We start from the raw sequence: 23,771 nt of genomic DNA, 5'->3' as shown, positions 1-23,771 counted from the left end.
TTTTTTTATTCAATACTCAAAAAAGACCAATACTCAGCGTATTGGTCTTTTTATTTTCTGAAGAAACACTCCGGGACATTTTTCGCATCATAAAATTTAACAGAGATTAAACTTTTTCTGGGGACTTCGGTTAAATAAATTCCATAAAATTTCCGTATTTTTGCACGTTGTGATTTTCAGGCAAAATCACTCTGAATTATGAGCAAATCAACAGAATATATAGAAGTTTACGGAGCACGTGAACACAATCTGAAAAATATTAATGTTAAAATTCCGCGAAACGAACTGGTTGTCATTACCGGGCTTTCCGGAAGTGGAAAATCTTCACTGGCATTTGATACCATTTTTGCTGAAGGACAGCGTCGCTATATCGAAACATTCTCGGCTTATGCACGCCAGTTTCTCGGTGGGCTGGAACGTCCGGATGTAGATAAAATTGAAGGACTTTCACCTGTCATTGCTATTGAACAGAAAACAACTAACAAAAACCCACGTTCAACGGTAGGAACAGTTACTGAATTGTACGATTTTCTACGTCTTTTATATGCTAGAGTTTCTGATGCTTATTCCCTGACTACAGGACAGAAGCTTGTAAGTTATACGGAAGATCAGATTCTTGAAACCATTAAAGAAAATTATAAAGGCGAAAAAATCATGCTTCTGGCTCCTGTGGTACGTTCCAGAAAAGGACATTACCATGAACTTTTCGTGCAGATGGCGAAAAAAGGATACGGACAGGCAAGAATTGACGGAGAATTACAGGATATTGAATATGATTTAAAGCTTGACCGTTATAAAACCCATGATATCGATATTGTCATCGACCGTTGGATCATCGGAGAAAGTGCTTCTGAAAACAGAATGGAGAAATCATTGCGTACAGCAATGGAAATGGGAGAAGGGATCATAGGAATTCAGAAACTGGGAAGTACAGAAATTGAATATTTCTCTAAAAATCTGATGGATGCTGAAACAGGACATTCTCTGGCATTACCCGAACCTAATACATTTTCATTCAATTCGCCGAAAGGAAGTTGCCCGAACTGTAAGGGATTAGGTACCATCAAAAAAATCAATACCGATTATTTTGTTGAAAATCCGAAATTATCGATCAATCAGGGTGGGTTATTACCATTAGAAGATATTAAATCTAATAAATGGATTCTGTCGCAAATCAAGAATATTCTTGAAATTTTCGGATTAGGATTAACAACACCCTTCCAGGATATTCCGGAAGAGGCACTGGATTATATATATAATGGCTGTCATAAAGAATTTAATAAAGATCTGAAGTACGCAGGAATTACCAAAAAAATAAAAATAAGTTTTGATGGTCTGATTCCTTTTATGGAGGAAATTATTGATGAAAGAGAATCTTATGAAGCTATTCTGCTGGAAAGACATTTTACAACAGAAGAAACCTGTCCTGAATGTAACGGAACCCGTCTGCAGCCAGCCAGCTTAAGTTTTAAAATAGACGGAAAGAATATTGCTGAGGTCAATGGATTAAGTTTAGCTGATTTGAAAGACTGGCTTATTGATGTTAAAGATAAATTCTCGGAAAAAAATAAAATTATTGCTCATGAGATTCTAAAGGAAATTGAAACCCGTCTTCAGTTCTTACTGGATGTGGGGTTAGATTATCTGAGTCTGAGCAGAAGCTCAAAAACCCTTTCCGGAGGAGAATCACAAAGAATTCGTCTGGCTACACAGATCGGGTCTCAGCTCGTGAATGTATTGTATATTCTTGATGAGCCAAGTATCGGCCTTCACCAGAGAGATAATGAAAGGCTGATTCACTCCCTGAAAAACCTCAGAGATATAGGAAACTCCGTATTGGTAGTAGAACATGATAAAGATATGATTCTGGAAGCTGATGAGGTACTGGATATCGGCCCTAAAGCCGGAAAATTCGGCGGAGAAATACTTTGGCAGGGAAAACCAAAAGATCTCCTGAAAGCGGATACCATTACGGCGCAATATATTAACGGAAAAAGAAAAATTGAAATTCCTGCTGAAAGAAGAGCGGGAAGTGGGAAAAATATAGTATTAAAGGGGGCTACAGGGAATAATCTTAAAAATGTGACGCTAGATGTTCCTTTAGGGAAACTGGTAGTGGTTACCGGAATTTCAGGAAGCGGAAAATCTTCCCTGATCAATGGTACCCTATATCCGATCCTTAACAAACATTTTTATAGAGCTGTTCAGGAACCTCTTCCTTACAAGAAGATTGAAGGTCTTGATCATATTGATAAAATTGTAGATGTAGATCAGACCCCAATCGGAAGAACCCCTCGCTCAAATCCGGCAACGTATACCGGAATGTTTACAGATATCAGAAATCTTTTTGCAGAATTACCGGAAAGTAAAATCCGGGGTTATAAGCCCGGGAGGTTTTCTTTTAATGTAAAAGGCGGAAGATGTGAAACATGTCAGGGCGGAGGATTGAAAGTAATTGAAATGAACTTCCTTCCGGATGTATATGTTCATTGTGAAACCTGCAACGGAAAACGTTTCAACAGAGAAACCCTGGAAGTTCGTTACAAAGGAAAATCGATCTCCGATGTACTGGATATGACGATTGATGAAGCGGTAGAATTTTTCCAGCCGATTCCTAAAATTTTTGCGAAAGTAAAAACATTACAGGATGTAGGATTGGGATATATTACTTTAGGACAGCAGTCGACAACCCTTTCCGGAGGAGAAGCGCAACGTATCAAACTGGCAACCGAACTCGCCAAAAGACAAACGGGAAATACCCTTTATATTCTGGACGAACCAACAACCGGATTGCACTTTGAAGATGTGAAAATTCTTATGGATGCCATCAATCAATTGGTAGAACTTGGAAATTCATTCATTATCATCGAGCATAATATGGACGTAATTAAATTAGCAGATCATATTATCGACGTAGGACCGGAAGGAGGAAAGTACGGCGGACAGATCGTTGCACAGGGAACTCCTGAGGAAATCGTGAAGTCTAAGAAAAGTCTGACAGGGAAGTTTTTGAAGAGGGAACTGGAATAAAAAAATATCAATATTAAGTATAAAAAGAATTTGCCTGCGCAAATTCTTTTTTTATTTTATGAACCGAGTTTTATTCCTGATCTGGTTAAGTAACTGTTCATCATAATGATTTTCCAAGATCAAATTTTTAATCATTTTTAATTTTATATATCTGTAAATCAATTATTTATATTTTAATGTTAATTTAATGTTAACTGAAAGTGAATTTAATATGAATTATTTTGCTAACTTTGAGTTAGAGATATAAAATAAGGTGAGTAGAATATTAAAAATCAAACGGTTATGAAAAATAAAATTCAGATATTATTTGCTTCGCTTTTCATTTGTGGATTTGCTGCTGTTGTAAATACAACAAATGCTCAAACTACAGCCCATAACACCATTCAGGAGATTCAACTGAACAGGAACGATACCTTTAACGATATCAGAACACGTTTGATAGATAATTTTGATCTTACCAATCCGGATTACAAACAGGGAACGGTGAACTCAGTCGTTAAATTTGATATTGCTAAAAACGGAAAAATTGTAAATGTACATTCAACAGGAGATTGCAAAACCGTAAGTAAAGAAATTGAAACCGTCTTAAGTGAACTTGATTATAAAGTAGACAAAAAAAAATTAAGTGAAAACATGGTTGCTTATACGTATGTGATGCCTGTAACGGTAGAAATTAATAACAGATAATATATTTCAGGATTTTACAAAATCATGTAAACCTCCATGGTTTCGTGATAAAAGTGTAAATAATGAAAATTTAAAATAATAAATTGTAATACAATTTAAAGAAACAGTTTTAATTTTACAAAACCATAAAATTAAAACTATATGAAAAATTTAAAGAAACTGACTAAGTCAGATTTGAAATCTGTGAACGGAGGCGAGCCTAAAAAGTATTGCGTATTTTGCGACTGGATGAACCAGGTTGTTTGCAGTGAAGTTCCAATCGGTCAGTGTCCGTAAAAAATTCAAGCCGCTTTTCATAAAGCGGCTTTTTTATTACGGTGTATTCTGGACAAAATCAGTCAGTCTTGTTTTAAGATCTTTAGAGCTTCCTACGGGAGCAAAAGTAATATTGTCAATTTTCCAGTAGTTCCCGGAATGAATCAAATGAATTGTATCTGTCCATGTGACTTCTGGATAGGATTTGTTGTATTTAAATCTTAAAGAAACTTTTGCCTTTTGATCGTGAATGGCGATTGATTGAATGGTATAGCCGGTATATCCTTCATATAAACTTGAGAAAATAGCCCCCTCAAATATCAAAGGTTTTTCATCAGGATGGTCACTTTTTTTTACCTTTTCAATATCATCTTTCGAAATATTGATGGCGTGTTCTAATTTTTTTTTCAAATCCGGTGAAAAAGCAGTGTCGGAAATAGGTTTCCGGTAAACTGCTTCATTAGATTTACCATATTGATAGTACATATCATTTATTGTTTTAGTAATTGCAGCATTCTCGGCCGAGATCAGTTGTTCTTTCCGATGACAGGCCGTCAGGATCAATACAATACCCAGAAACAAAAAAGGTGATTTTATCATAACGGTCAATGTGTTAAATTTCAATGTCAAAAGCTATACCAAATTAACGGGTGAAACGCTGAAAAATGTCAGTCGGTTATGAGTCTTTGCGGGTAATGGGCAATTTTCCGGTATTCCGTTATAAATCTGAAAATTCTTTTCCCGTCAATAACAAAAAATCAATACATTTGGATAATATATAAAATTGTGGATCCTATTCTTAACGTAGCTGTTCGGTCTCTTTGTGTTTACCTGTTCATGGTAATCGGAATCCGTTTGTTTGGTAAAAATCAACTTTCTCAGCTTAATGCAGGAGATGTGGTTTTATTATTGCTGATTTCCAATGCGGTTCAAAATGCAATGGTAGGACCGGATACTTCATTACAGGGTGGGCTTGTAGCAGCATTAGTCTTATTTGTTGCTAATTTTATTTTAAAAAGACTGATGTTTTCAAACCGCTCTTTTGCTGCTTTTCTGGAAGATGAGCCGGTAATTCTCATAAGAGACGGGATTGCTAATCAGGAGGCTTTAAACCGGGTGAAAATCAGCCGGGATGAGCTGGAAGAAGCTATAAGAGAACACGGTATTGAGAATATAGAAAATGTGAAGCTGTCTGTTCTGGAAGTAGACGGAAATATCAGCGTGGTTTCGGAAGATGAAAAAAGTAAACAAACCCATTATTCAAGGATTAAAAGAAAAATCAAAAGAAAATACCATTAAACACAATGAATTACGAATTAAGAGAAATGCTTCCCAGTGATGAAGCAAGAGTATTGGAAATTTTCAGACAGGGAGTAGATAGTGGTATAGTCACCTTAGAAACAGAGGTACCCACTGCCGAAGCCTGGAGTATGGAATATTTCAACGACTGCCGCTGGGTACTGGAGAATGAAACCAATGAAGTCGTAGGCTGGTGCGCCTTAAAGCCGGTGAGCAAAAGAGAATGCTTCAAAGGAGTAGCAGAAGTAAGTATTTATTTTGATAAAGATTATCAAGGTAGGGGATTGGGTTCCATATTGCTTAAGAAGATGATTCTTGACAGCGAGGATCACGGATTCTGGACATTGCAAACTAACATCTTCTCCGAAAATGAAGCTTCAATTAAATTTCATCAGAAAAACGGTTTCAGAATGGTAGGTGTCCGCAAAAAAATAGGAAAGCTCAATGGTGAATGGAAAGATTTACTGCTGATGGAAAAACGAAGTGAAATGGTGTAATTAATTCTTAGGCATCAACATTGATCTGTTATACCACTGGATTTGAAAAAAGAAAGAATGGAAAGTATAGTTAAAATTACAGGGGCTCTTCTTATAGCATTGATGCTTACATCTTGTGTTGCTTACGATAATAACTACGGAAATGGCAATGGCGCGAAAAAACTTCCGCCGGGACAGGCAAAAAAGATATATGGAGGAAGTGCGAAAGATTACGCTCCGGGACAGGTGAAAAAGAATAATGGCTATTAATGAAGTAGGATAAGTCTAATTTTTAAATATAATATAATTTATACTTAAAGTCTGAATTTCAGATGGCTTTGGCATTAACATTGATTATTTTCATACAGAACAAAAAGTGACAATACAATGAAAACTATGTTTAAGGCTTTAATGGTCATGACAATAATATTCATGCTGTCATCCTGTACAGCAGATGCATATTATGGAGTAAGAACGCCTGCATATGGATATTACGGACCGAGATACTATGGATACGGTCCCAGATATACAGAAAGAGTATATGTTTATGGCGGAGGACATCACGGAGGATACCATCATTTTGGCGGTGGTCATCATGGTGGATTTCACCGATAACAAACTGTAAAATAAAAAAGCACTGATGAATTCAGTGCTTTTCTTGTATACTCATTTACAGTCTTGATTTTTTCGGATTCAGAAAAGTATTGAAGATCATTACTTCCTGTCCGAATTTGCTCTCAATTCTTTCTGAAATATTCAAAAGTTCACTTTCGATAAAATCTTCCCTTAATTCGTCATTATCAAAGATCAGAAGAAGATTGTAGTTTTTTCCGTCTTCTATATAATCACTGTGTACTTCGGAAAGCATATACTTGCTGACATCCATTAAGTTTTCTGTCATTAAAACCAGTGTTTCATCAATATAATTTTCCCATTCTTCGAGATTGTCTTTCGTGCAGTGGAAAGTTATACTTAATACGCTCATATTTTAAGAATTTTTAAGATTTTTTTGGATAAATTCTACCGCAAAAATCGGTAATTTTTTCGTAAATTAGCCCGTTAATAAAAATTGGAAATAGATAATTTTCAGACTTACAGCTAAGGGTCTGATTATCATTATAATAAAATTTGTTTATGCAAAAAGAAGGAGAAAGACTGATTCCTATCAACATTGTTGATGAAATGAAGTCGTCTTATATCGATTATTCGATGTCGGTTATCGTCTCAAGAGCGTTACCGGATGTAAGAGACGGCCTGAAACCCGTTCATAGAAGAGTGCTTTATGGTATGTATGGATTAGGGGTTTTTTCTAATAGAAAATATTTAAAATCTGCGAGAATTGTTGGGGATGTGTTGGGTAAATATCACCCGCACGGAGATTCCTCTGTATATGATGCAATGGTAAGGATGGCTCAGGACTGGAGTTTACGTTATCCTCAGGTAGACGGGCAGGGTAACTTCGGTTCTATGGATGGTGATCCGCCGGCTGCTATGCGTTATACCGAGGCAAGATTAAAAAAGATCTCTGATGAGGTTCTTTCAGACCTTGATAAAGAAACAGTTGATTTCCAAAATAACTTCGACGACAGTTTACAGGAGCCAACGGTAATGCCAACAAAAATTCCGAACCTTCTGGTAAACGGTACTTCAGGTATTGCTGTAGGGATGGCTACCAATATGGCCCCTCACAACTTATCAGAATCTATAGATGCTATCTGTGCGTATATCGATAATAAAGACATTACAATCGATGAACTGATGCAGCATATTATTGCTCCTGATTTCCCTACGGGAGGTATTATCTACGGGTATGACGGTGTAAGGGATGCTTTTCATACAGGAAGAGGAAGAGTTGTCCTGAGAGCTAAGGTTAACTTTGAAGAAATCGGAAACAGAAATGCAATTATTGTAACTGAAATTCCTTATCAGGTTAATAAAGCTGAAATGATTGCCAGAACAGCAGAACTGGTGAAAGATGATAAAATCCCTGGTATCCACGAGATCAGAGATGAATCGGACAGAAAAGGATTACGTGTTGTTTATGAATTGAAAAACGATGCTATTCCGAATGTTGTTTTAAATCTATTATATAAGTATACTGCGCTTCAGACTTCATTCAGTGTTAACAATATTGCATTGGTGCACGGAAGACCTGAACAGCTGAACCTAAAAGATATCATTCATCACTTCGTAGAGCACAGACATGAAGTGATTATAAGAAGAACGCAGTTTGAGCTTAAAAAAGCAAAAGAAAGAGCACATATCCTGGAAGGGTTCATGAAAGTAATCGGAACTCAGGATTCATTAGACAGGGCAATTTCTATTATTCGTCACAGTGCCAATCCTCAGGCAGCAAAAGAAGGCTTGATCGAAGCGTTTGAGCTTTCCGAAATTCAGGCACAGGCGATTCTTGATTTAAGACTGGCCCGTCTTACCGGAATGGAGCTTGATAAGATCCGTGATGAGTATGATGCTATCATGAAAGAGATCGCGAATTTGGAAGATATCTTAGCCAATGAGCCAAGAAGATTCCAGATCATTAAAGATGAATTGATTGAGATCAAAGAGAAATACGGAGATGAAAGAAGAACTGAAATTGATTATTCAGGAGGGGAAATGTCTATTGAAGATATCATTCCGAATGAAGCAGTGGTTCTTACGATTTCTCATGCCGGATATATTAAGAGAACTTCCCTTTCAGAATATAAAATTCAAAGCAGAGGGGGGGTAGGAAACAGAGCGGCAACGACAAGAGATGAAGACTTCCTTGAGTATATCGTATCTGCAACCAACCACCAGTACATGCTGTTCTTCACAGAAAAAGGAAGATGTTATTGGCTAAGAGTATTTGAAATTCCTGAAGGTTCAAAAACAGCGAAAGGAAGAGCGGTACAAAACCTGATTAACATCGAGCCGGATGATAAGATTAAAGCATATATCAGAACCAACAACCTGAAAGATTCCGAATATGTAAATCAAATGAGTGTAGTGATGGTAACTAAAAACGGTACGATCAAGAAAACATCATTGGAAGCCTATTCAAGACCAAGAGTGAACGGGGTGAATGCAATTGAAATCAGAGATAATGACCAGTTATTAGGAGCTTATCTTACCAATGGTACTTCTCAGATTATGATTGCCACTAAAAATGGTAAATGTATTCGTTTCCCGGAAGAAAAAGTAAGAGAAGTAGGTAGAGGATCTATCGGGGTTCGTGGTATTGCAATGGATGACAATGACGAAGCTATTGGTATGATTGTTGTGAATGACGTAGAGAACGAAACGGTACTTGTAGTATCTGAAAAAGGATACGGAAAGAGAACCGCAGTAGAAGACTACAGAATTACGAACAGAGGAGGAAAAGGAGTTATTACCCTAAATATTACCGAAAAAACAGGAAGTCTGATTGCTATTCAAAATGTAACAGATGAAGATGGATTGATGATTATCAATAAATCAGGTGTTGCCATCAGAATGGGAATGGATGAAATGAGAGTGATGGGAAGAAATACCCAGGGTGTAAAACTGATCAATCTTAAGAAAAATGACGAAATTGCTGCCATAGCAAAAGTAGAAATGGATAAAGATGTTGAAGAAGATACCGAAGATGCTGAAGAAAATGTAGAAGGAACGGGATCTCTTTTTGATAATCAGGAAAATGATAATATAACACCTCAGGCTGATAATGAAACACCGGCAGAGGGAAATGAGAATGCTGATTCTGAAGAATAAATTGTACAATAAAATATAAAATAGTTATTATGAAGAAACTAATTTTAGGTATAGCTATCGTAGCATCAGCTTTTGCTTTCGGACAAAAGGGAGGAGATGTGAATGCGAAACTTCAAGCTGCCAATGCAGCTGCAATGGATGCGTATAATGCAAAAAACTATGCAGCAGCAGCACCTAAGTTTGTAGAAGTTTACGACTTATTGAAGGCAAACGGTCAGGATAATAAAATATATATGTATTATGCAGGGCTTAGTAACGCGTTAGCAAATAACAGCGATGCAGCCATTAAAATTTATACAGATCTGATCAACTCCGGATTTACGGGAGTGGAAACTACTTATACTGCAAAAGAGAAAAAAACAGGACAGGTAGTAACTTTGGATAAAGCAAGCTGGGAGCTTATGAAAAAGACTTCCGATTATTCAGACTTCAAAACGGAACAATCCAAAGGAGTAGAGGCCGACTTATATGAAACTCTGGCTACTTTACTGCTTAATGAGAAGAAAGGAAATGAAGCTGTGGCAATTATTGAAAAAGGATTGGCAAAATATCCTAATAATGCTAAACTTAAAGAAGCGCAAAGTACAGCTTATTTCCAGTCAGGAAATACTGATAAATTTGTAGCAACATTAAAAGAGCAATTAGCTAAAAACCCTAATGATGCAACAAACTGGTATAATTTGGGGGTTATGCAGGCTAAAAATCCGGCAACATCTGCAGATGCTATAGAAGCATTCAAAAAAGCAATCGAGCTTAAGCCTACTTTTTCAGAAGCGTATCAGAATTTAGTATTTACAACTATTGGTGATGATTCTAAGACGGTAGCAGATATTAATGCAACGAGAAAAGAAAAGCCGGACGAAGCTTCAAAGCTGATCGATGCAAGAAGAGAAAGATTTGCTAAAGCTTTACCATTTGCAGAAGCATGGTACAAAGTAGCACCTGATAATATTGATGCTGTTTCTACTCTTAAAGAAATCTATGTTGTAACGAAGAACGTAGATAAGATTAAAGAAATGAAAGCTAAAGAAGCTGAACTTAGCGCGAAAGCAGCTAAATAATAGCGAACTACAATAAGAATAAAACCGGAGCAGAAATGTTCCGGTTTTTGCTTTTTAGATCTAAAAATACAACGCTATTTTTTATAACAGACAACCTCAAATTTCACCTCAAATTTCTCTGTAATTCCGTATCTTTGAGAAAAATTTTTATAAGATGATTGAGTGGAAAACCGCCAAAGAATACGAAGATATTACCTATAAAAAATGTAATGGGGTAGCACGAATAGCTTTCAACAGACCGGAAGTACGTAATGCTTTCAGACCTAAAACAACTTCAGAATTATATGATGCTTTTTATGATGCCTATGAAGATCCTTCAATAGGAGTTGTTTTGCTTTCCGGAGAAGGGCCAAGCCCTAAAGACGGAGGCTGGGCTTTCTGTAGTGGCGGAGATCAAAAAGCAAGAGGTCATCAGGGGTATGTAGGAGAAGACGGAAGACATCGTTTGAATATTCTGGAAGTCCAGCGTCTGATCCGTTTTATGCCGAAAGTAGTGATTGCAGTGGTTCCGGGATGGGCTGTAGGTGGAGGTCACTCTCTTCATGTAGTCTGTGATCTTACATTAGCAAGCGAAGAACACGCTATATTCAAGCAGACCGATGCCGATGTTACCAGTTTTGACGGCGGGTACGGATCTGCGTATCTTGCTAAAATGGTAGGGCAGAAGAAGGCTCGTGAAATATTCTTTTTAGGAAGAAACTATTCTGCTCAGGAAGCTTTCGAAATGGGAATGGTGAATAAGGTAGTTCCTCATGCTGAGCTTGAAGATACGGCTTATGAATGGGCTCAGGAAATACTGGCAAAATCTCCGACTTCTATCAGAATGCTGAAGTTTGCGATGAACCTTACCGATGACGGCATGGTAGGACAGCAGGTTTTTGCAGGAGAAGCTACCCGTCTGGCTTATATGACAGAGGAAGCTCAAGAAGGAAGAAATGCGTTTCTTGAAAAAAGAAAACCAAACTTCGGAGACGATCAATGGATATCTTAAAATTATAAAAAGTACAATGTATTAATGGCTTGAGATCGCAGTTTTTACATTGTACATAATACTTTGTACATTATACAAATTATGACGGATTGGATAAAAGCCGCAAGGCTCAGAACTTTACCGCTTTCGTTAAGCGGAATTATTATGGGGGCTTTCATTGCCAAATGGAGACTTTACAGAGAAGGAGGAATCTGGGACTGGAAAATCTTTGCCCTGGCTCTTCTGGTAACGCTATTATATCAGATTTTATCAAACTATGCCAATGATTATGGTGACGGAGTAAAAGGGACTGACGCCAAGAGAATCAATGAAGCCGAAGCAAGAGCAGTAGCATCAGGGAAAATTACGGCAAAGCAAATGAAAAATGCAGTCATTCTTTTCTCAGCTTTGTCTTTTGTAGCTACCCTTGCACTCTTGTATGTTGCTTTCATTCCTAATTACATGAATGAATTTTATATTTTCATAGGATTAGGAGTAGCGTGTATTTTAGCTGCTATCGGATACACAGTAGGTAAAAAACCTTATGGATATATGGGACTGGGAGATGTCTTCGTATTTATCTTTTTTGGACTTGTTTCGGTGTGCGGAAGCTATTTCCTGTTTACCAAAACCTTCAGCTGGGATATGTTATTACCGGGAACTGCAATAGGAATGATGAGTATGGCTGTTCTTAACCTGAATAATATGAGGGATATTGAAAGTGACAGGTTATCAGGGAAAAATAGCTTTGCATTGAGAATCGGATTTAAAAATGCAATGATTTACGAAATGATCCTGCTACAGCTTCCTTTGATATTAATCCTTATATTTTTAGGGATCAACGGATTTATACAGGCTCAGAATTATTATGTATTTATCGTGATGATTCTCATGTTTCCGTTAGCGAAACTGAGAAGAAATATAATGTCGGTAAAAGAACCCAAAGAATTAGATCAGTTTTTGAAGCAGGTTGGAATTATGACCTTTGTAATGGCAATTCTTATGGCGGTTGGCTTAAATCTGTTTAACTAATCTAAAATATAATCTCATGAGTATTACGATCTATGTTGAAGCGCAAATGCTTATCAGAAAACCGGTTGAGGAGGTTTTTGAAGCATTCGTCAATCCTGAAGTAACCACTCATTTCTGGTTTACAAAATCAACCGGAAAACTGGAAGCGGGAAAAACTGTTGTTTGGGAGTGGGAAATGTACAACGTAAAAAACACGGTACATGTCCGCCATATTGTTCCGAATCAGGTAATCAAGACAGAATGGGGAGAGCCTTCAGTGCATGTAGATTATGAATTCAGAGAGATGGAAAAAGGAACCCTCGTTGTGATTAAAAGCTATGGATTCAGGCAGACTGGTGAAGATCTGTTAAAAACTGTCAATGACAATACAGGAGGCTTTACAACGGTTTTAGACGGTTGTAAAGCTTATCTGGAATATGGGATTAAACTCAATCTTATCGAGGATAAATTTCCACAGAAATAGGGGGTATGAAGAGCGCTTTAAAAATAACCTCCTGGCTGTCTATTATTCTGGCTTTATTACTTGTCTATTATTTGATTGAAGAATTAAGCGGAGGTATGTCAGTTCTTGAAGTTGATTTTATCCCTGCCTTGATTATTCTGGTTGTTATTTCCAATGCTGTTTTAGGCTTTTATCTGTTAATCGGAAAATTGAAACCTGTGAAGCCGTTATTAGTCCTCCAGATTTTAATAATAATACCGACATGTCTGTTGATATATGAGTTTTTTTTAAAGCCACCAATGGGGTGTTCTTAAATTAAAAAAATGTTTCTTTCGCTTCGTGTGATGAATCATTTCTATTCAAAAAATTTAAAACTAAATTTAAAATGAAAATACAATTCTTAGGGCAAAATTGTTTCCTGTTCACCTATAAGGACAAAACAATTTTAAGTGACCCTTTTTACAACTACAAAAAAGCGGAATCAGGTTTTGATATTACCGCTCAAAAAATTGATTACATTCTTTTGACCCATGCACATGGTGATCATATCGCGGATGTTGGTGAGGTATTGGAGCATTATCCTGAAGCTACCCTAATCGGAGTGCCTGAAGTATGCGGGTATTTTAAAGCAGCGAAAAATACAGATGATGTGAACTTAGGTGGGTCGGCAAAAATCGACGATCTTAAAATTTCCATGGTTCCGGCTCACCATACCAGTTCTTTTCCGGACGGAAGCTACGGCGGAGTTCCTGTGGGATATATTTTCAGACTTCCTGAAGGAAAAAACATCTATTTGGCAGGAGATACGGGGGTAATGGCAGATATGGAGCTTTTTCCGAGACTTTACGGGAATATTGACCTTTCGATCTTACCAATCGGCAGCCACTACACAATGTGCCCGAGAAAAGCTTCTTTTGCAGCCGCAGAGCTGTTAAAAACTCCAAAAGTAATCGGATGTCATTTTGATACTTTTCCTGCTATTGAAATCAATCATGAAAGTGCATTAAAACATTTCGCCGATAAAAATGTAGAACTTGTTTTACCAAGACTAGGGGAAACGTTCGAATTTTAATTGATAAATAAAACCGGGTAATCTGAAATTAGAAAAATGGAGATGATGCATAAAGTATTAAAAACAAAAAAAGATAATTATCAAATTACCTCTCTTCTTACTTTAAAACAAAAAAAAATGGCAAGCTACCTAAATCACACCGCTACGACCGATTACCTTTGCTGCGTTCCCACCCTGGAGGATTCTCAGGAGCTGGTTGTTTAGGACTTGCCGTTGCAAAGGTAGGAATAATTTATAAACTTCAAAACTTTATTAAAGAAAATTTGTTGAAAAAATGCAGTGGTAGCGCTAAAATGCTGACATTTAGGGGAATAATTTTTCAACTTTTTTCAAAAAAATTAAATATGACTAAAAGTCCATCAACACTAGGAATTATACTTTTTATCGCTACAATGATTGTTTTCTTTGTAGTTTACATTTTTTTCTCAGGAATCAATTATTTTGATATATCACTGAAAGCCAATGCTTTCGTGTTGCCTGTTTTATATGCCGGAGCTGCGTTCTGGTCTGTAAAATCGTATTGGAACAAGCATCGAGTAGTTAGTTTTAGAGAAGCTTTCAAGAGAGCATTTGTTCCAATGTTTATCGGAGGTATTCTTTCTATTTTCAGTATTTATGCTTTTTTAAACTTCGCAGATACGGATGCTAAAAAGCTATTGAACTATCAATATGTTCAAAGACAAAAATCAGAATTGGATACGGAATATAATTCTGCAAGAAAAATTCTGAAGCATCAAAAAGACATCGATGAGCTTGATCAGAAGTACAAAGAAAGATTACCAAGCTTTAGTCCGGAGGCTGTAAAAGGAAAAGATATGCTGACTGCAAGTCATTTTTCAGGATATTTTGCAGCAATTCTTATATTTTACGTAGTTTTGTCGGTGTTTTTTGGAGCGTTTTTTAGAACAAGAACTATTCATCAGCCTGAAGAAACAAATCAAGCCTAATTTTATTAAAAAATTAAATGAATCTATCTATAGTTATTCCGTTACTGAACGAAGAAGACTCTTTGGAAGAGCTTTTTTCAAGAATTGATAATGTCTGTAAAACCAGTGGTTTATCTTATGAAATCTGGTTTGTAGATGATGGAAGTACGGATTTGTCGTGGAGTATTATTGAGAATATGAAAGTTCAGCATCCCCAGATCCATGCTATTAAATTTTCCAGAAATTATGGGAAATCCCAGGCACTTCATGCTGCCTTTTCAAGAACAAACGGAGATGTGGTAATTACCATGGATGCAGATTTGCAGGACTTCCCTGAGGAAATTCCGGATCTGTACAATATGGTGGTTAATGAGAATTATGACATTGTTTCCGGCTGGAAAAAGAAACGTTTTGACAATGTGATGACCAAGAATATCCCGTCAAAACTATTCAATGCTGCTGCCAGAAAAGTATCCGGAGTTTATCTTCACGATTTCAACTGCGGTCTGAAAGCTTACAAAAGACAGGTCGTAAAATCTGTTGATGTGTATGGTGATATGCACCGCTATATTCCGGTATTGGCGGCCAATGCAGGATTCAGAAGAATTACCGAAAAAGAAGTACAGCATCAGGCAAGACCTTACGGAACTTCAAAATTTGGTACTGAAAGATTTATCAGAGGTTTTCTGGATTTGATCACGCTTTGGTTTGTCAGCCGTTTTGGAGGGAGACCGATGCATTTTTTCGGAGCTGTAGGAACCTTGATGTTTATCTTTGGTTTTCTTTCAGCACTTTGGTTGGGGATTTCAAAGTTAATTGACGTTGCCAGAGGTATTTACGGGCATTTGATTACCAATAATCCTTGGTTTTATATTGCTTTAACGATGATGATCATGGGAACATTGTTATTTGTAGCAGGGTTCTTGGGAGAAATGATTATCAGAACGAATCGTGAGCATAAGAACTACAATATTGATGAAGTAATATAATGGAAGAAAAGTTGCCCAAAATTTATTCTAAAAAAGCTATTTTAGGATTCTCTATTTTTCTGTCCACCCTCTTCGGAGGAGTGTTGCTTTATCAGAATCTGATAGAAAGTAAAAGAAAAAAAGAAGCTTATACGGTATTGGGAATTTCTGTTGTCATTACCTTGCTGACTGCGGTTATTGTGAATATTCCGGAAAAACCTGTCAGTGCGATTGCTTATATATGCGGATTTGCAGGGGGGACGTTGTTATCCAATTATTTTGTTCCCAAATATTTTCCTGACGAGGCACAGTATCCCAAAAAGCCAATATGGAAACCTTTAATTATTGGGGTTATTATCGTAGCTGTCATTCTTTCATTAGCCATTTATTCAGCTTCAGCTGAAAATAGCTAAAAATATTTTGATTGTTATCAATATAAAACGAACACCTCTGAAAGTTGACAGCTTTTAGAGGTGTTTTTTATTGGTTATCATGAAACATAATGATTGTAAAGAGATGGCACATATAAATATTTTCTCTATTGTATTCTAATTTTCAATACTTCAATTTTGCCATCCTATTTTATCAAAAATTAAAATCAAAAGCTGCAGAAAACAGACTTATGCCTGAAAAGCAAAAAATTAAGAATAATCAGTTATTTAATTGCCAAAAGACAAAGATTTTTAGAAATTTTAATCCTATTTTTGTTTAAAATTATTATTGAAAGTTTCTATATTGTGATTAAAAACACTTCAGAAACTCTCTTCCGTTTTTATGACTAGAATATTTAAATTAAATATGAAAAAAATAGTATACACATTGATGCTGGTTGCAGTAGTTTCCTGCGGGAAAGTATCTCCTAAAGGGAATATTGAAAAGAAAGATGTGGATGTTTCAGAGTTTGTCAACCTGGATCTGAATGGTAAATTTCGTGTGTTTTATGCAAGGGGGCCAAAGAATTTTGTAGAAATAGAAACGTATCCCAATGTTGCGGGTAACCTTGATGTGGATGTAAAAGATAAAACACTTTTCATCAGAGAGAAAAGAGGAACAAAAGGAGTAGATTTTTATAATGTAACGATTTATTCAAAATATAATCTTGAAAAAGTGGCTGTTTCTGATTCTGTTGAAATGAATATTTCTAGCGAAATTAAAACAGATAATTTCAGGCTTAATATGAAAAATTACGCCACTTTTATGGGGTCTGTCAATACAAGGAGGGCGGAAGTGGAAATGCATAACAGAAGCAGGGCCAATTTTTTAGGGTTAACGAAAGATGCCGTAATAAAGATATCAGATACAGCGAGTCTAATCGCTCCTTACTGGAAAATTACCCATCTGAATATTGATTCTAAAAACGGAAACTATGCAGAAGTTAATGTAAAAGATTCATTAAAAGGACATATTCAGAACACTGCAAAATTTGTCTATTATAATGACCCGATTAGAGCATTTAAAATAGATAAGGCAACGAAGGTTGAGAATAAAAAATTAGAATAATATTGACGGGAAGTGAGAAGCCGGAGCATGGAAGTGATAGTATTCTTGCATACCTCTTGTTTTCCAGATTAAAAATATTCTTCCGAAAAAAAAAAAAAATAGAATAAACAAAATAAAGCAGAAGTTTGAAACGGGTCAGGATAATGTCTTCCAACCTCCAGCTTCCTTCTTCCGGCTTAAAAAACCTAAACATAAATATGACAACATTAGAAAAAGCGAAACTTTGGTTAAGCGATACATTTGATCAGGAAACAAAAGATGCCGTACAATCGTTAATTGACAGCAATTCACCTGATCTTGAAGATTCTTTTTACAGAGAACTTGAATTCGGAACAGGAGGAATGCGTGGCATCATGGGAGTAGGAACCAATCGCTTGAATAAATATACATTAGGACAGGCTACACAGGGACTTGCCAATTATATGTTGCAACAATTCAAAGGAGAAGAAATCAAAGTAGCGATTGCTTATGACGTTCGTCATAACTCAAAGGAATTCGGAAAACTGGTGGCTGATGTTTTAACAGCCAATGGGATTAAAGTACTTCTTTTCAAAGATCACAGACCAACACCTGAATTGTCTTTCACCGTTCGTGATAAAAAATGTAATGGTGGAATTGTATTGACAGCTTCTCATAATCCGCCCGAATACAACGGGTATAAAGTATACTGGAATGACGGAGCGCAGATCGTTCCGCCACATGATGAAGCCATCATCAATGAGGTCTATTCTGTAAAATTTGACGAAATTAAATTCAACGGAAATGATGACCTTATAGAATGGATCGGGGAGGAACAGGATGATATCTACATTGATGCATGTATAGAAAATTCTACCTATCAGAATGTCGGAAAAGAAAATTTGAATATTGTTTTCACCTCTATTCACGGAACAACCTATACTACGGTTCCTAAGGCTTTAGCGAAAGCAGGATTTAAAAAAATCGACCTTGTAAAGGAGCAAATGATTCCAAGCCCGAATTTTCCGACAGTGGAATCTCCAAATCCGGAAGAACCTGCAGCGTTGGAAATGGCTATGGATTTAGCGAAAATTACCAACGCAGATATTGTGATCGGAACAGACCCGGATGGTGACAGATTAGGAATTGCCGTCAGAAATCTTGATGGTGAAATGCAGCTGTTGAACGGAAATCAGACCAATACTATCCTTACGTATTACATTCTGAATGAATGGAGAAAGCAGGGAAGAATTACAGGAAAGGAATTTATCGGTTCAACGATTGTTACCTCTGATATTTTCTATGACATTGCACAAAAATTCGGTGTTGAATGTAAGGTAGGTCTTACCGGATTCAAATGGATTGGTAAAATGATTCGTGAAGCTGAAGGAAAGCAAAAATTTGTATGTGGAGGCGAAGAAAGCTTCGGGTTTATGACCGGAGATTTCGTACGCGATAAAGATTCCTGCGGAAGTATTCTTGTAGCGTGTGAAATTGCAGCATGGTGTAAAGCCAACGGAAAAACAATGTACCAGTACATGATTGAGATCTATGAAGACCTTGGCATGTATTATGAAGGACTCGTAAATGTGGTAAGAAAAGGAAAAGAAGGAGCTGAAGAAATTCAGAATATGATGAAAAACTTCCGTGAAAATCCTCCAAAAGAATTGGCAGGTTCATTAGTGGAAGAAGTAAAAGACTTTAAGGAGCAGACGAGCCTTACCATTTCCACAAACGAGAAAAAGGGAATGAATGACATTCCGAAATCGAACGTATTGATCTATTATACACAGGATGGAACAAAGGTTTGTGTAAGACCTTCAGGAACGGAACCCAAAATTAAGTTTTATGTTTCTGTAAAAGATTCAATCTCTTCAGAAGCTGATTTCAGAGATAAATTAAAATCATTGGAAGCTAAAATAGCAGCTGTTAAAACAGATCTGCAGCTGGATTAATCTCCTGATAACAGCAAAGATGATAAAAAATATTATAGCAGTTTGTATGCTGTCTGTAGCTGTTGCTTCCTGTAAAAAGGAGGCTGCAGTTTCCGACACAAAGCCCACAGGAGATTCAATTGCCGGAACAGAAACAAAAGAAGACCAGTACAAACCAATAGATACTGTTTGTTCTCCTGTCGGTAAAACGGAGGATTATATTGAAGCTCTTCAGTGGTACCGTTCAAAAATCGAAAAAGAAATTGCAGAAAACAGCCCGGAACAGAATGATAAGACGTATGAAGATTATTTAAAAATCAGAGAAAAGTATACCGGATGCCTTAGTACTTTACACAGTGAGGTTTTAGATAAATACGTGAATTATTATAATTCCGATAAAGATCAGTACAACCTTCCTGAGAATGTGAAGAAAATTACCGCTGAACTGAAGACTGCAGGTCTCGAATTCAGGGAAGTAGGTGAGGGAATGACTGAGATCTGGACTATTCCCGGATATTACTCTTCTCTTTTTAAGAATAAGCTGACTCCTGATTATACTGTTTATATCAGACAGACAGATAAAGAAAGTGAAAGCAATTATGCGGCGGATGCAGGCCTGATTGTTACCTGGGAAGAATTAGGAGCGAGGATCATGTTCTGGGAAAATTTCATGAATAAATACTCTGAAAGCAAGCTGATAAAGACAGTAAGACAAGACTATAATAATTATCTGTATGATTATCTTTTTGGGATGGATAATACCCCCACCTTTGAAAGAGATTCTGAAGGATACGGAAAACTAAACGATGAAAATATAGCGGAATTCAACAGGATCATCAAAAAATATCCGAATTCCAATACGGCAAAAAAAGCAAAAGAGGTGATGGGCCTTTTCGACGCTCATATGCCGGTAGATCAGATACATGAAAGAATCAATGTGGAAAGAAAATATTAGTAAATTTTAAATAAGAAAAAAAGTGAAAGTTTCAAAATTAGCAGCGAACCTGATCGGTTCTGAAATTGTAAAAATTGGTAACGAAGTAAATGATCTAAAAGCAAAGGGAGCAGAAATTGCCAATCTTACTATTGGTGACCTGAATTCTAATATCTATCCTATTCCGGCATTGCTGAAGGAAGAAATTCAGAAAGCCTATCAGAATAACCTGACAAATTATCCTCCTGCCAACGGACTTTTATCTTTAAGAAAAGAAGTTTCCAAAGATTTAAAAAACAGATGGAATCTGGATTATTCTCCTAATGATATTTTGATTACAGCCGGATCAAGACCTTTGATCTATGCAGTATATAAAACCATTGTAGATGAAGGAGATAAAGTAGTATATCCTACACCTTCATGGAATAACAACCATTATGCTTATCTTACTTCTGCCAATGCTGTAGAAGTAAAAACAAAGCCTGAAACCAATTTTCTTCCAACAGCAGATGATGTAAGGCCTCACCTGGATGGAGCTGTTCTTTTAGCACTTTGCTCACCACTGAATCCAACAGGAACAATGTTCACAAGAGAACAACTTTCTGAGATCTGTGAACTGGTGATCGCTGAAAACAAAAAAAGAGGAGCTGATGAAAAACCATTATACTTAATGTATGATCAAATCTATTCTAATCTTACTTTTGGTGCAGAACACGTAGATCCGGTGTCTCTTTTCCCTGAGATGAAAGAATATACGGTGTATATTGATGGAATTTCAAAATGCCTTGCAGCAACAGGAGTACGTGTAGGATGGGGATTCGGACCAGCTCATATCATTGATAAAATGAAGGCTCTTCTTACTCACGTAGGAGCATGGGCGCCAAAACCAGAACAAGAGGCTACTGCAAAATTCTATGAAAACCCTGAAAATGTAAATCTATTTGTAGAAGATTTCAAAGCTAAATTGGAAGAAAGTTTAAAAGTCCTTCACGGAGGAGTTCAGGATCTGAAAGGAAAAGGACTTGCCGTTGACAGTATTGAGCCAATGGGAGCGCTTTATCTTACCATTAAATTAAACTATATCGGAAAAACAAAACCGGATGGAGCTGTAATTGAAAACTCTTCTGATCTGGTATTCTACTTAATCAATGAAGCCGGAGTGGCTTTAGTACCGTTCTCAGCATTCGGAGAAGATACATCTGAACCATGGTTCCGTGCTTCTGTTGGAGGATTAGCTGTTGATGAAATTAAAGTGATGCTTCCGAAAATGGAAAATGCTTTGAATAATTTAAAGTAATAAACCTCATTTATTAATATTTGTACCAGTGTAGCTACTTACCATTTTTAAGGTTGTCACACTGGTACTTTTTTATAGATATATCATCATATTCAGGTCAACGGAATTAGTTTTCTCATTAAATATACCCCTTGAGAACTGAATAATATTTTAAAAAAATTAAATAAACATTAAAAATTAAATAAAGATTTTGTAGGAAAGTCAACTAGGGATTACCTTTGGGGTTTTTATAAAACTAGGAATAACTAAGGTTGAAAACAACTACGATGAAAAAATTGAAATTTCTGCTATTACCTGTCTCTATGTTGGTATGTGCACAGGAAGCTGATACAGCTAAGGTAAAGGAATTACCGAAAGAACTGCCAAAAGTACAGACTTATACTTTAAAGGATGGCTCCGTAAGGACTTATCCTAAACCTAAACTTCTGGATTTTGTAACCAAGCTGCCCCGAAATTTTATCAATACGAATAAAGATTTTGTAGCAAAAGACCATGCCTATTATTTAGGCGGTGCGGTTGCCGCAACACTGATTCTTATTCCGGTTGACCAGAAATTAACCGATAATTCAAGAGAAATTGCCGAAAAATGGGGAATGAGTGAAGATAATACCTATCACAAAATCGGAGGTGTTTTTAAAATTCCTAAAGATATTGGGTCTACATTATATTTAATTGGAAATGGCTCAACGGTGGTATTGGTCGGAATTGGTTTTGGAGTCTATGGATTAATCAAAAATGATTACAGAGCACAGGCTACAGCAAGCGGACTTATGGAAAGTTTAATCCTTTCCGGTGTTTTTACTCAGACTATTAAAAGAATTACCGGAAGAGAAAGCCCTTTTATAGCTGAAGCCAATGGCAATAAAGGCGGAGCGTGGAATCCTTTCCCGAGTTTCGCAGCATTTGGTAAAAACACTTCAAATTATGATGCGATGCCATCCGGACATTTAACAACATTTATGGCTGGATTAACAGTTATTGCAGACAATTATCCGGATGTAAAATGGATTAAACCGGTAGGGTATACACTGGCCGGAGCTTTGTGTTTTCAGATGATGCAAAGTAAGGTGCATTGGGCTTCAGATTATCCTCTGGCTTTACTAATGGGGTATTTTATCGGAAAAACAATCTCAAAAAGCAGATATACGGTTTCAGACCCTAATGCAAAAAATACAAAATATAAACTTGATTTTATAGCATCCCGTCAGTGGGAGTACAATATGGTAGGAGTAAAAGTTTCTTTTTAAATAAAAAACAAAGCCTGCTTATATAGTATAGTAAAAGAGTTTTTACTACTTTTGATTTGAGAACAAATGATGGTCTGTTTCTGTTGAAATAGGGTCATTATAGACTACGAACTACTTATTAATACTTTATTGAATGAAAATAATCGCTGTCATTCCTGCACGTTATGAGGCAAGTCGCTTTCCAGGGAAATTAATGCATAAGCTGGGAAATAAAACCGTTATTACAACCACCTATCAAAACGTGGTAGAAACAGGGCTTTTTGATGAAGTATTCGTAGCTACGGATTCTGAAATTATCCTTGATGAAATTATAAAAAACGGCGGAAAAGCCGTAATGACAGGACAACATGAGACAGGTAGTGACCGTATTGCGGAAGCTGTACAGAATATTGACTGCGATATTGTTATTAATGTTCAGGGAGATGAGCCTTTCCTTAAGCTTGAACCTCTACGACAGCTCATTCAGGTCTTCAAAGAAGATGACCGTCAGGAAATTTCATTGGCTTCATTAAAAATTAAACTATCTGAAAAAGAAGAAATTGAAAACCCAAATAACGTGAAAGTTATTACCGATAATAATGATTTTGCATTATATTTCAGCCGCTCAGTAATTCCTTTCCACAGAGAGGTTTCTTATGAGGTAAATTATTTTAAACATATCGGGGTGTATGCTTTCAGGAAAGAAGCTTTGCTACAGTTTTCAAGACTGGAGATGAAACCACTGGAAATATCAGAAAAAATTGAGTGTATCCGTTATCTGGAATACGGAATGAAGATTATAATGATTGAAACTAATTTTGTAGGAGTAGGAATTGATACTCCTGAAGATCTGGAAAAAGCGAGAAAACTCATCTGATTTGAAAATAGGAAACTGAATAAAGAAAGCCTGTCAGTAAACGCATGATGTTAGCTTGTCATTTTCTTCTCTTTCTTGGCCTTTTTTGCAATTTC

25 protein-coding genes and 1 other RNA gene are annotated in these 23,771 nt (G+C 36.6%); 23 read left to right on the top strand and 3 right to left on the bottom strand.

Annotated elements, in window-relative coordinates; translation table 11 throughout:
• Positions 1-198 precede the first annotated feature (198 nt).
• From uvrA to JO178_RS14930, 3 genes are all read left to right on the top strand, one after another.
• Positions 199-3,030 (top strand): excinuclease ABC subunit UvrA, encoded by a 2,832-nt coding sequence (gene uvrA, locus JO178_RS14940; protein ID WP_291937586.1) that lies wholly within the window; start codon positions 199-201, stop codon positions 3,028-3,030.
• A gap of 282 nt (positions 3,031-3,312) precedes the next feature.
• Entirely contained in the window at positions 3,313-3,717 is a 405-nt protein-coding gene (locus JO178_RS14935; protein WP_291937583.1) for a hypothetical protein, read from the top strand.
• Positions 3,718-3,858: 141 nt separating this feature from the next.
• A complete protein-coding gene (locus JO178_RS14930) occupies positions 3,859-3,993 on the top strand; it encodes a protein with bacteriocin-type signal sequence (RefSeq protein WP_291937580.1) in 135 nt (44 codons plus the stop codon).
• Positions 3,994-4,029: 36 nt separating this feature from the next.
• Here JO178_RS14930 and JO178_RS14925 read toward each other — a convergent pair whose 3' ends face one another.
• On the bottom strand, positions 4,030-4,572 hold the full coding sequence (locus JO178_RS14925; protein WP_291937579.1) for a hypothetical protein: 543 nt from the start codon (positions 4,570-4,572) through the stop codon (positions 4,030-4,032).
• Positions 4,573-4,758: 186 nt separating this feature from the next.
• Here JO178_RS14925 and JO178_RS14920 point away from each other — a divergent pair, with 186 nt between their 5' ends.
• The 4 genes from JO178_RS14920 to JO178_RS14905 all read left to right on the top strand — a co-directional run bounded on the left by JO178_RS14920 (position 4,759) and on the right by JO178_RS14905 (position 6,362).
• Entirely contained in the window at positions 4,759-5,271 is a 513-nt protein-coding gene (locus tag JO178_RS14920) for a YetF domain-containing protein (RefSeq protein WP_291937576.1), read from the top strand.
• A gap of 5 nt (positions 5,272-5,276) precedes the next feature.
• Positions 5,277-5,768, top strand: a complete 492-nt coding sequence (locus tag JO178_RS14915; protein ID WP_291937574.1) for an N-acetyltransferase family protein — start codon at positions 5,277-5,279, stop codon at positions 5,766-5,768.
• A gap of 57 nt (positions 5,769-5,825) precedes the next feature.
• Positions 5,826-6,017, top strand: coding sequence for a quinol oxidase subunit 4 (locus tag JO178_RS14910; RefSeq protein WP_291937572.1), 192 nt, complete (start codon positions 5,826-5,828; stop codon positions 6,015-6,017).
• A 117-nt stretch (positions 6,018-6,134) separates the two neighbouring features.
• Positions 6,135-6,362: a hypothetical protein gene (locus JO178_RS14905; RefSeq protein WP_291937571.1), complete on the top strand. Its 228-nt coding sequence runs from the start codon at positions 6,135-6,137 to the stop codon at positions 6,360-6,362.
• A 55-nt stretch (positions 6,363-6,417) separates the two neighbouring features.
• Here JO178_RS14905 and JO178_RS14900 read toward each other — a convergent pair whose 3' ends face one another.
• The gene (locus tag JO178_RS14900) at positions 6,418-6,732 is read right to left on the bottom strand and encodes a DUF4286 family protein (RefSeq protein WP_291937568.1); all 315 of its coding nucleotides are present in this window, start codon (positions 6,730-6,732) and stop codon (positions 6,418-6,420) included.
• A 149-nt stretch (positions 6,733-6,881) separates the two neighbouring features.
• Here JO178_RS14900 and gyrA point away from each other — a divergent pair, with 149 nt between their 5' ends.
• The 7 genes from gyrA to JO178_RS14865 all read left to right on the top strand — a co-directional run bounded on the left by gyrA (position 6,882) and on the right by JO178_RS14865 (position 14,056).
• The gene (gyrA, locus tag JO178_RS14895) at positions 6,882-9,479 is read left to right on the top strand and encodes a DNA gyrase subunit A (RefSeq protein ID WP_291937565.1); all 2,598 of its coding nucleotides are present in this window, start codon (positions 6,882-6,884) and stop codon (positions 9,477-9,479) included.
• Positions 9,480-9,508: 29 nt separating this feature from the next.
• Entirely contained in the window at positions 9,509-10,540 is a 1,032-nt protein-coding gene (locus JO178_RS14890) for a tetratricopeptide repeat protein (RefSeq protein ID WP_291937563.1), read from the top strand.
• Between the two features lie 154 nt (positions 10,541-10,694).
• Positions 10,695-11,531 (top strand): 1,4-dihydroxy-2-naphthoyl-CoA synthase, encoded by an 837-nt coding sequence (locus tag JO178_RS14885; protein WP_291937561.1) that lies wholly within the window; start codon positions 10,695-10,697, stop codon positions 11,529-11,531.
• Between the two features lie 81 nt (positions 11,532-11,612).
• Complete coding sequence (gene menA / locus JO178_RS14880) at positions 11,613-12,542, top strand: 1,4-dihydroxy-2-naphthoate octaprenyltransferase (protein ID WP_291937560.1); 930 nt, start codon at positions 11,613-11,615, stop codon at positions 12,540-12,542.
• Between the two features lie 16 nt (positions 12,543-12,558).
• Positions 12,559-13,005 (top strand): SRPBCC family protein, encoded by a 447-nt coding sequence (locus tag JO178_RS14875; RefSeq protein WP_291937557.1) that lies wholly within the window; start codon positions 12,559-12,561, stop codon positions 13,003-13,005.
• Positions 13,006-13,010: 5 nt separating this feature from the next.
• Positions 13,011-13,298: a hypothetical protein gene (locus JO178_RS14870; protein ID WP_291937554.1), complete on the top strand. Its 288-nt coding sequence runs from the start codon at positions 13,011-13,013 to the stop codon at positions 13,296-13,298.
• Positions 13,299-13,369: 71 nt separating this feature from the next.
• A complete protein-coding gene (locus tag JO178_RS14865) occupies positions 13,370-14,056 on the top strand; it encodes a metal-dependent hydrolase (RefSeq protein ID WP_291937552.1) in 687 nt (228 codons plus the stop codon).
• 115 nt (positions 14,057-14,171) lie between these two features.
• Here JO178_RS14865 and ffs read toward each other — a convergent pair.
• Positions 14,172-14,269: signal recognition particle sRNA small type (ffs, locus tag JO178_RS14860), an RNA gene on the bottom strand.
• A 131-nt stretch (positions 14,270-14,400) separates the two neighbouring features.
• On the opposite strand from ffs, the gene JO178_RS14855 reads away from it, so the two are divergent.
• From JO178_RS14855 to kdsB, 9 genes are all read left to right on the top strand, one after another.
• Positions 14,401-15,003: a DUF4199 domain-containing protein gene (locus JO178_RS14855; RefSeq protein WP_291937549.1), complete on the top strand. Its 603-nt coding sequence runs from the start codon at positions 14,401-14,403 to the stop codon at positions 15,001-15,003.
• A 17-nt stretch (positions 15,004-15,020) separates the two neighbouring features.
• Entirely contained in the window at positions 15,021-15,971 is a 951-nt protein-coding gene (locus JO178_RS14850) for a glycosyltransferase family 2 protein (RefSeq protein WP_291937545.1), read from the top strand.
• Positions 15,971-16,363 (top strand): rhomboid family intramembrane serine protease, encoded by a 393-nt coding sequence (locus tag JO178_RS14845; protein WP_291937542.1) that lies wholly within the window; start codon positions 15,971-15,973, stop codon positions 16,361-16,363. The genes JO178_RS14850 and JO178_RS14845 overlap by 1 nt, the downstream gene beginning before the upstream one ends.
• A gap of 385 nt (positions 16,364-16,748) precedes the next feature.
• Positions 16,749-17,450 (top strand): DUF2807 domain-containing protein, encoded by a 702-nt coding sequence (locus tag JO178_RS14840; protein WP_291937540.1) that lies wholly within the window; start codon positions 16,749-16,751, stop codon positions 17,448-17,450.
• Positions 17,451-17,647: 197 nt separating this feature from the next.
• Positions 17,648-19,363: a phospho-sugar mutase gene (locus JO178_RS14835; protein WP_291937537.1), complete on the top strand. Its 1,716-nt coding sequence runs from the start codon at positions 17,648-17,650 to the stop codon at positions 19,361-19,363.
• A gap of 19 nt (positions 19,364-19,382) precedes the next feature.
• Entirely contained in the window at positions 19,383-20,297 is a 915-nt protein-coding gene (locus JO178_RS14830) for a hypothetical protein (RefSeq protein WP_291937534.1), read from the top strand.
• A 22-nt stretch (positions 20,298-20,319) separates the two neighbouring features.
• Complete coding sequence (locus tag JO178_RS14825; protein WP_291937531.1) at positions 20,320-21,573, top strand: aminotransferase class I/II-fold pyridoxal phosphate-dependent enzyme; 1,254 nt, start codon at positions 20,320-20,322, stop codon at positions 21,571-21,573.
• 266 nt (positions 21,574-21,839) lie between these two features.
• The gene (locus tag JO178_RS14820) at positions 21,840-22,820 is read left to right on the top strand and encodes a phosphatase PAP2 family protein (RefSeq protein ID WP_291937528.1); all 981 of its coding nucleotides are present in this window, start codon (positions 21,840-21,842) and stop codon (positions 22,818-22,820) included.
• Between the two features lie 133 nt (positions 22,821-22,953).
• A complete protein-coding gene (kdsB, locus tag JO178_RS14815) occupies positions 22,954-23,676 on the top strand; it encodes a 3-deoxy-manno-octulosonate cytidylyltransferase (RefSeq protein ID WP_291937524.1) in 723 nt (240 codons plus the stop codon).
• Positions 23,677-23,771: the final 95 nt, after the last annotated feature.

The sequence above is a fragment of the Chryseobacterium sp. genome, assembly GCF_019236175.1.
In the GTDB taxonomy this organism is placed as follows: Bacteria; Bacteroidota; Bacteroidia; order Flavobacteriales; family Weeksellaceae; genus Chryseobacterium.
The sequence above is the reverse complement of the archived record's forward strand: the minus strand, read 5'-3'. Positions and strand labels throughout refer to the sequence as shown.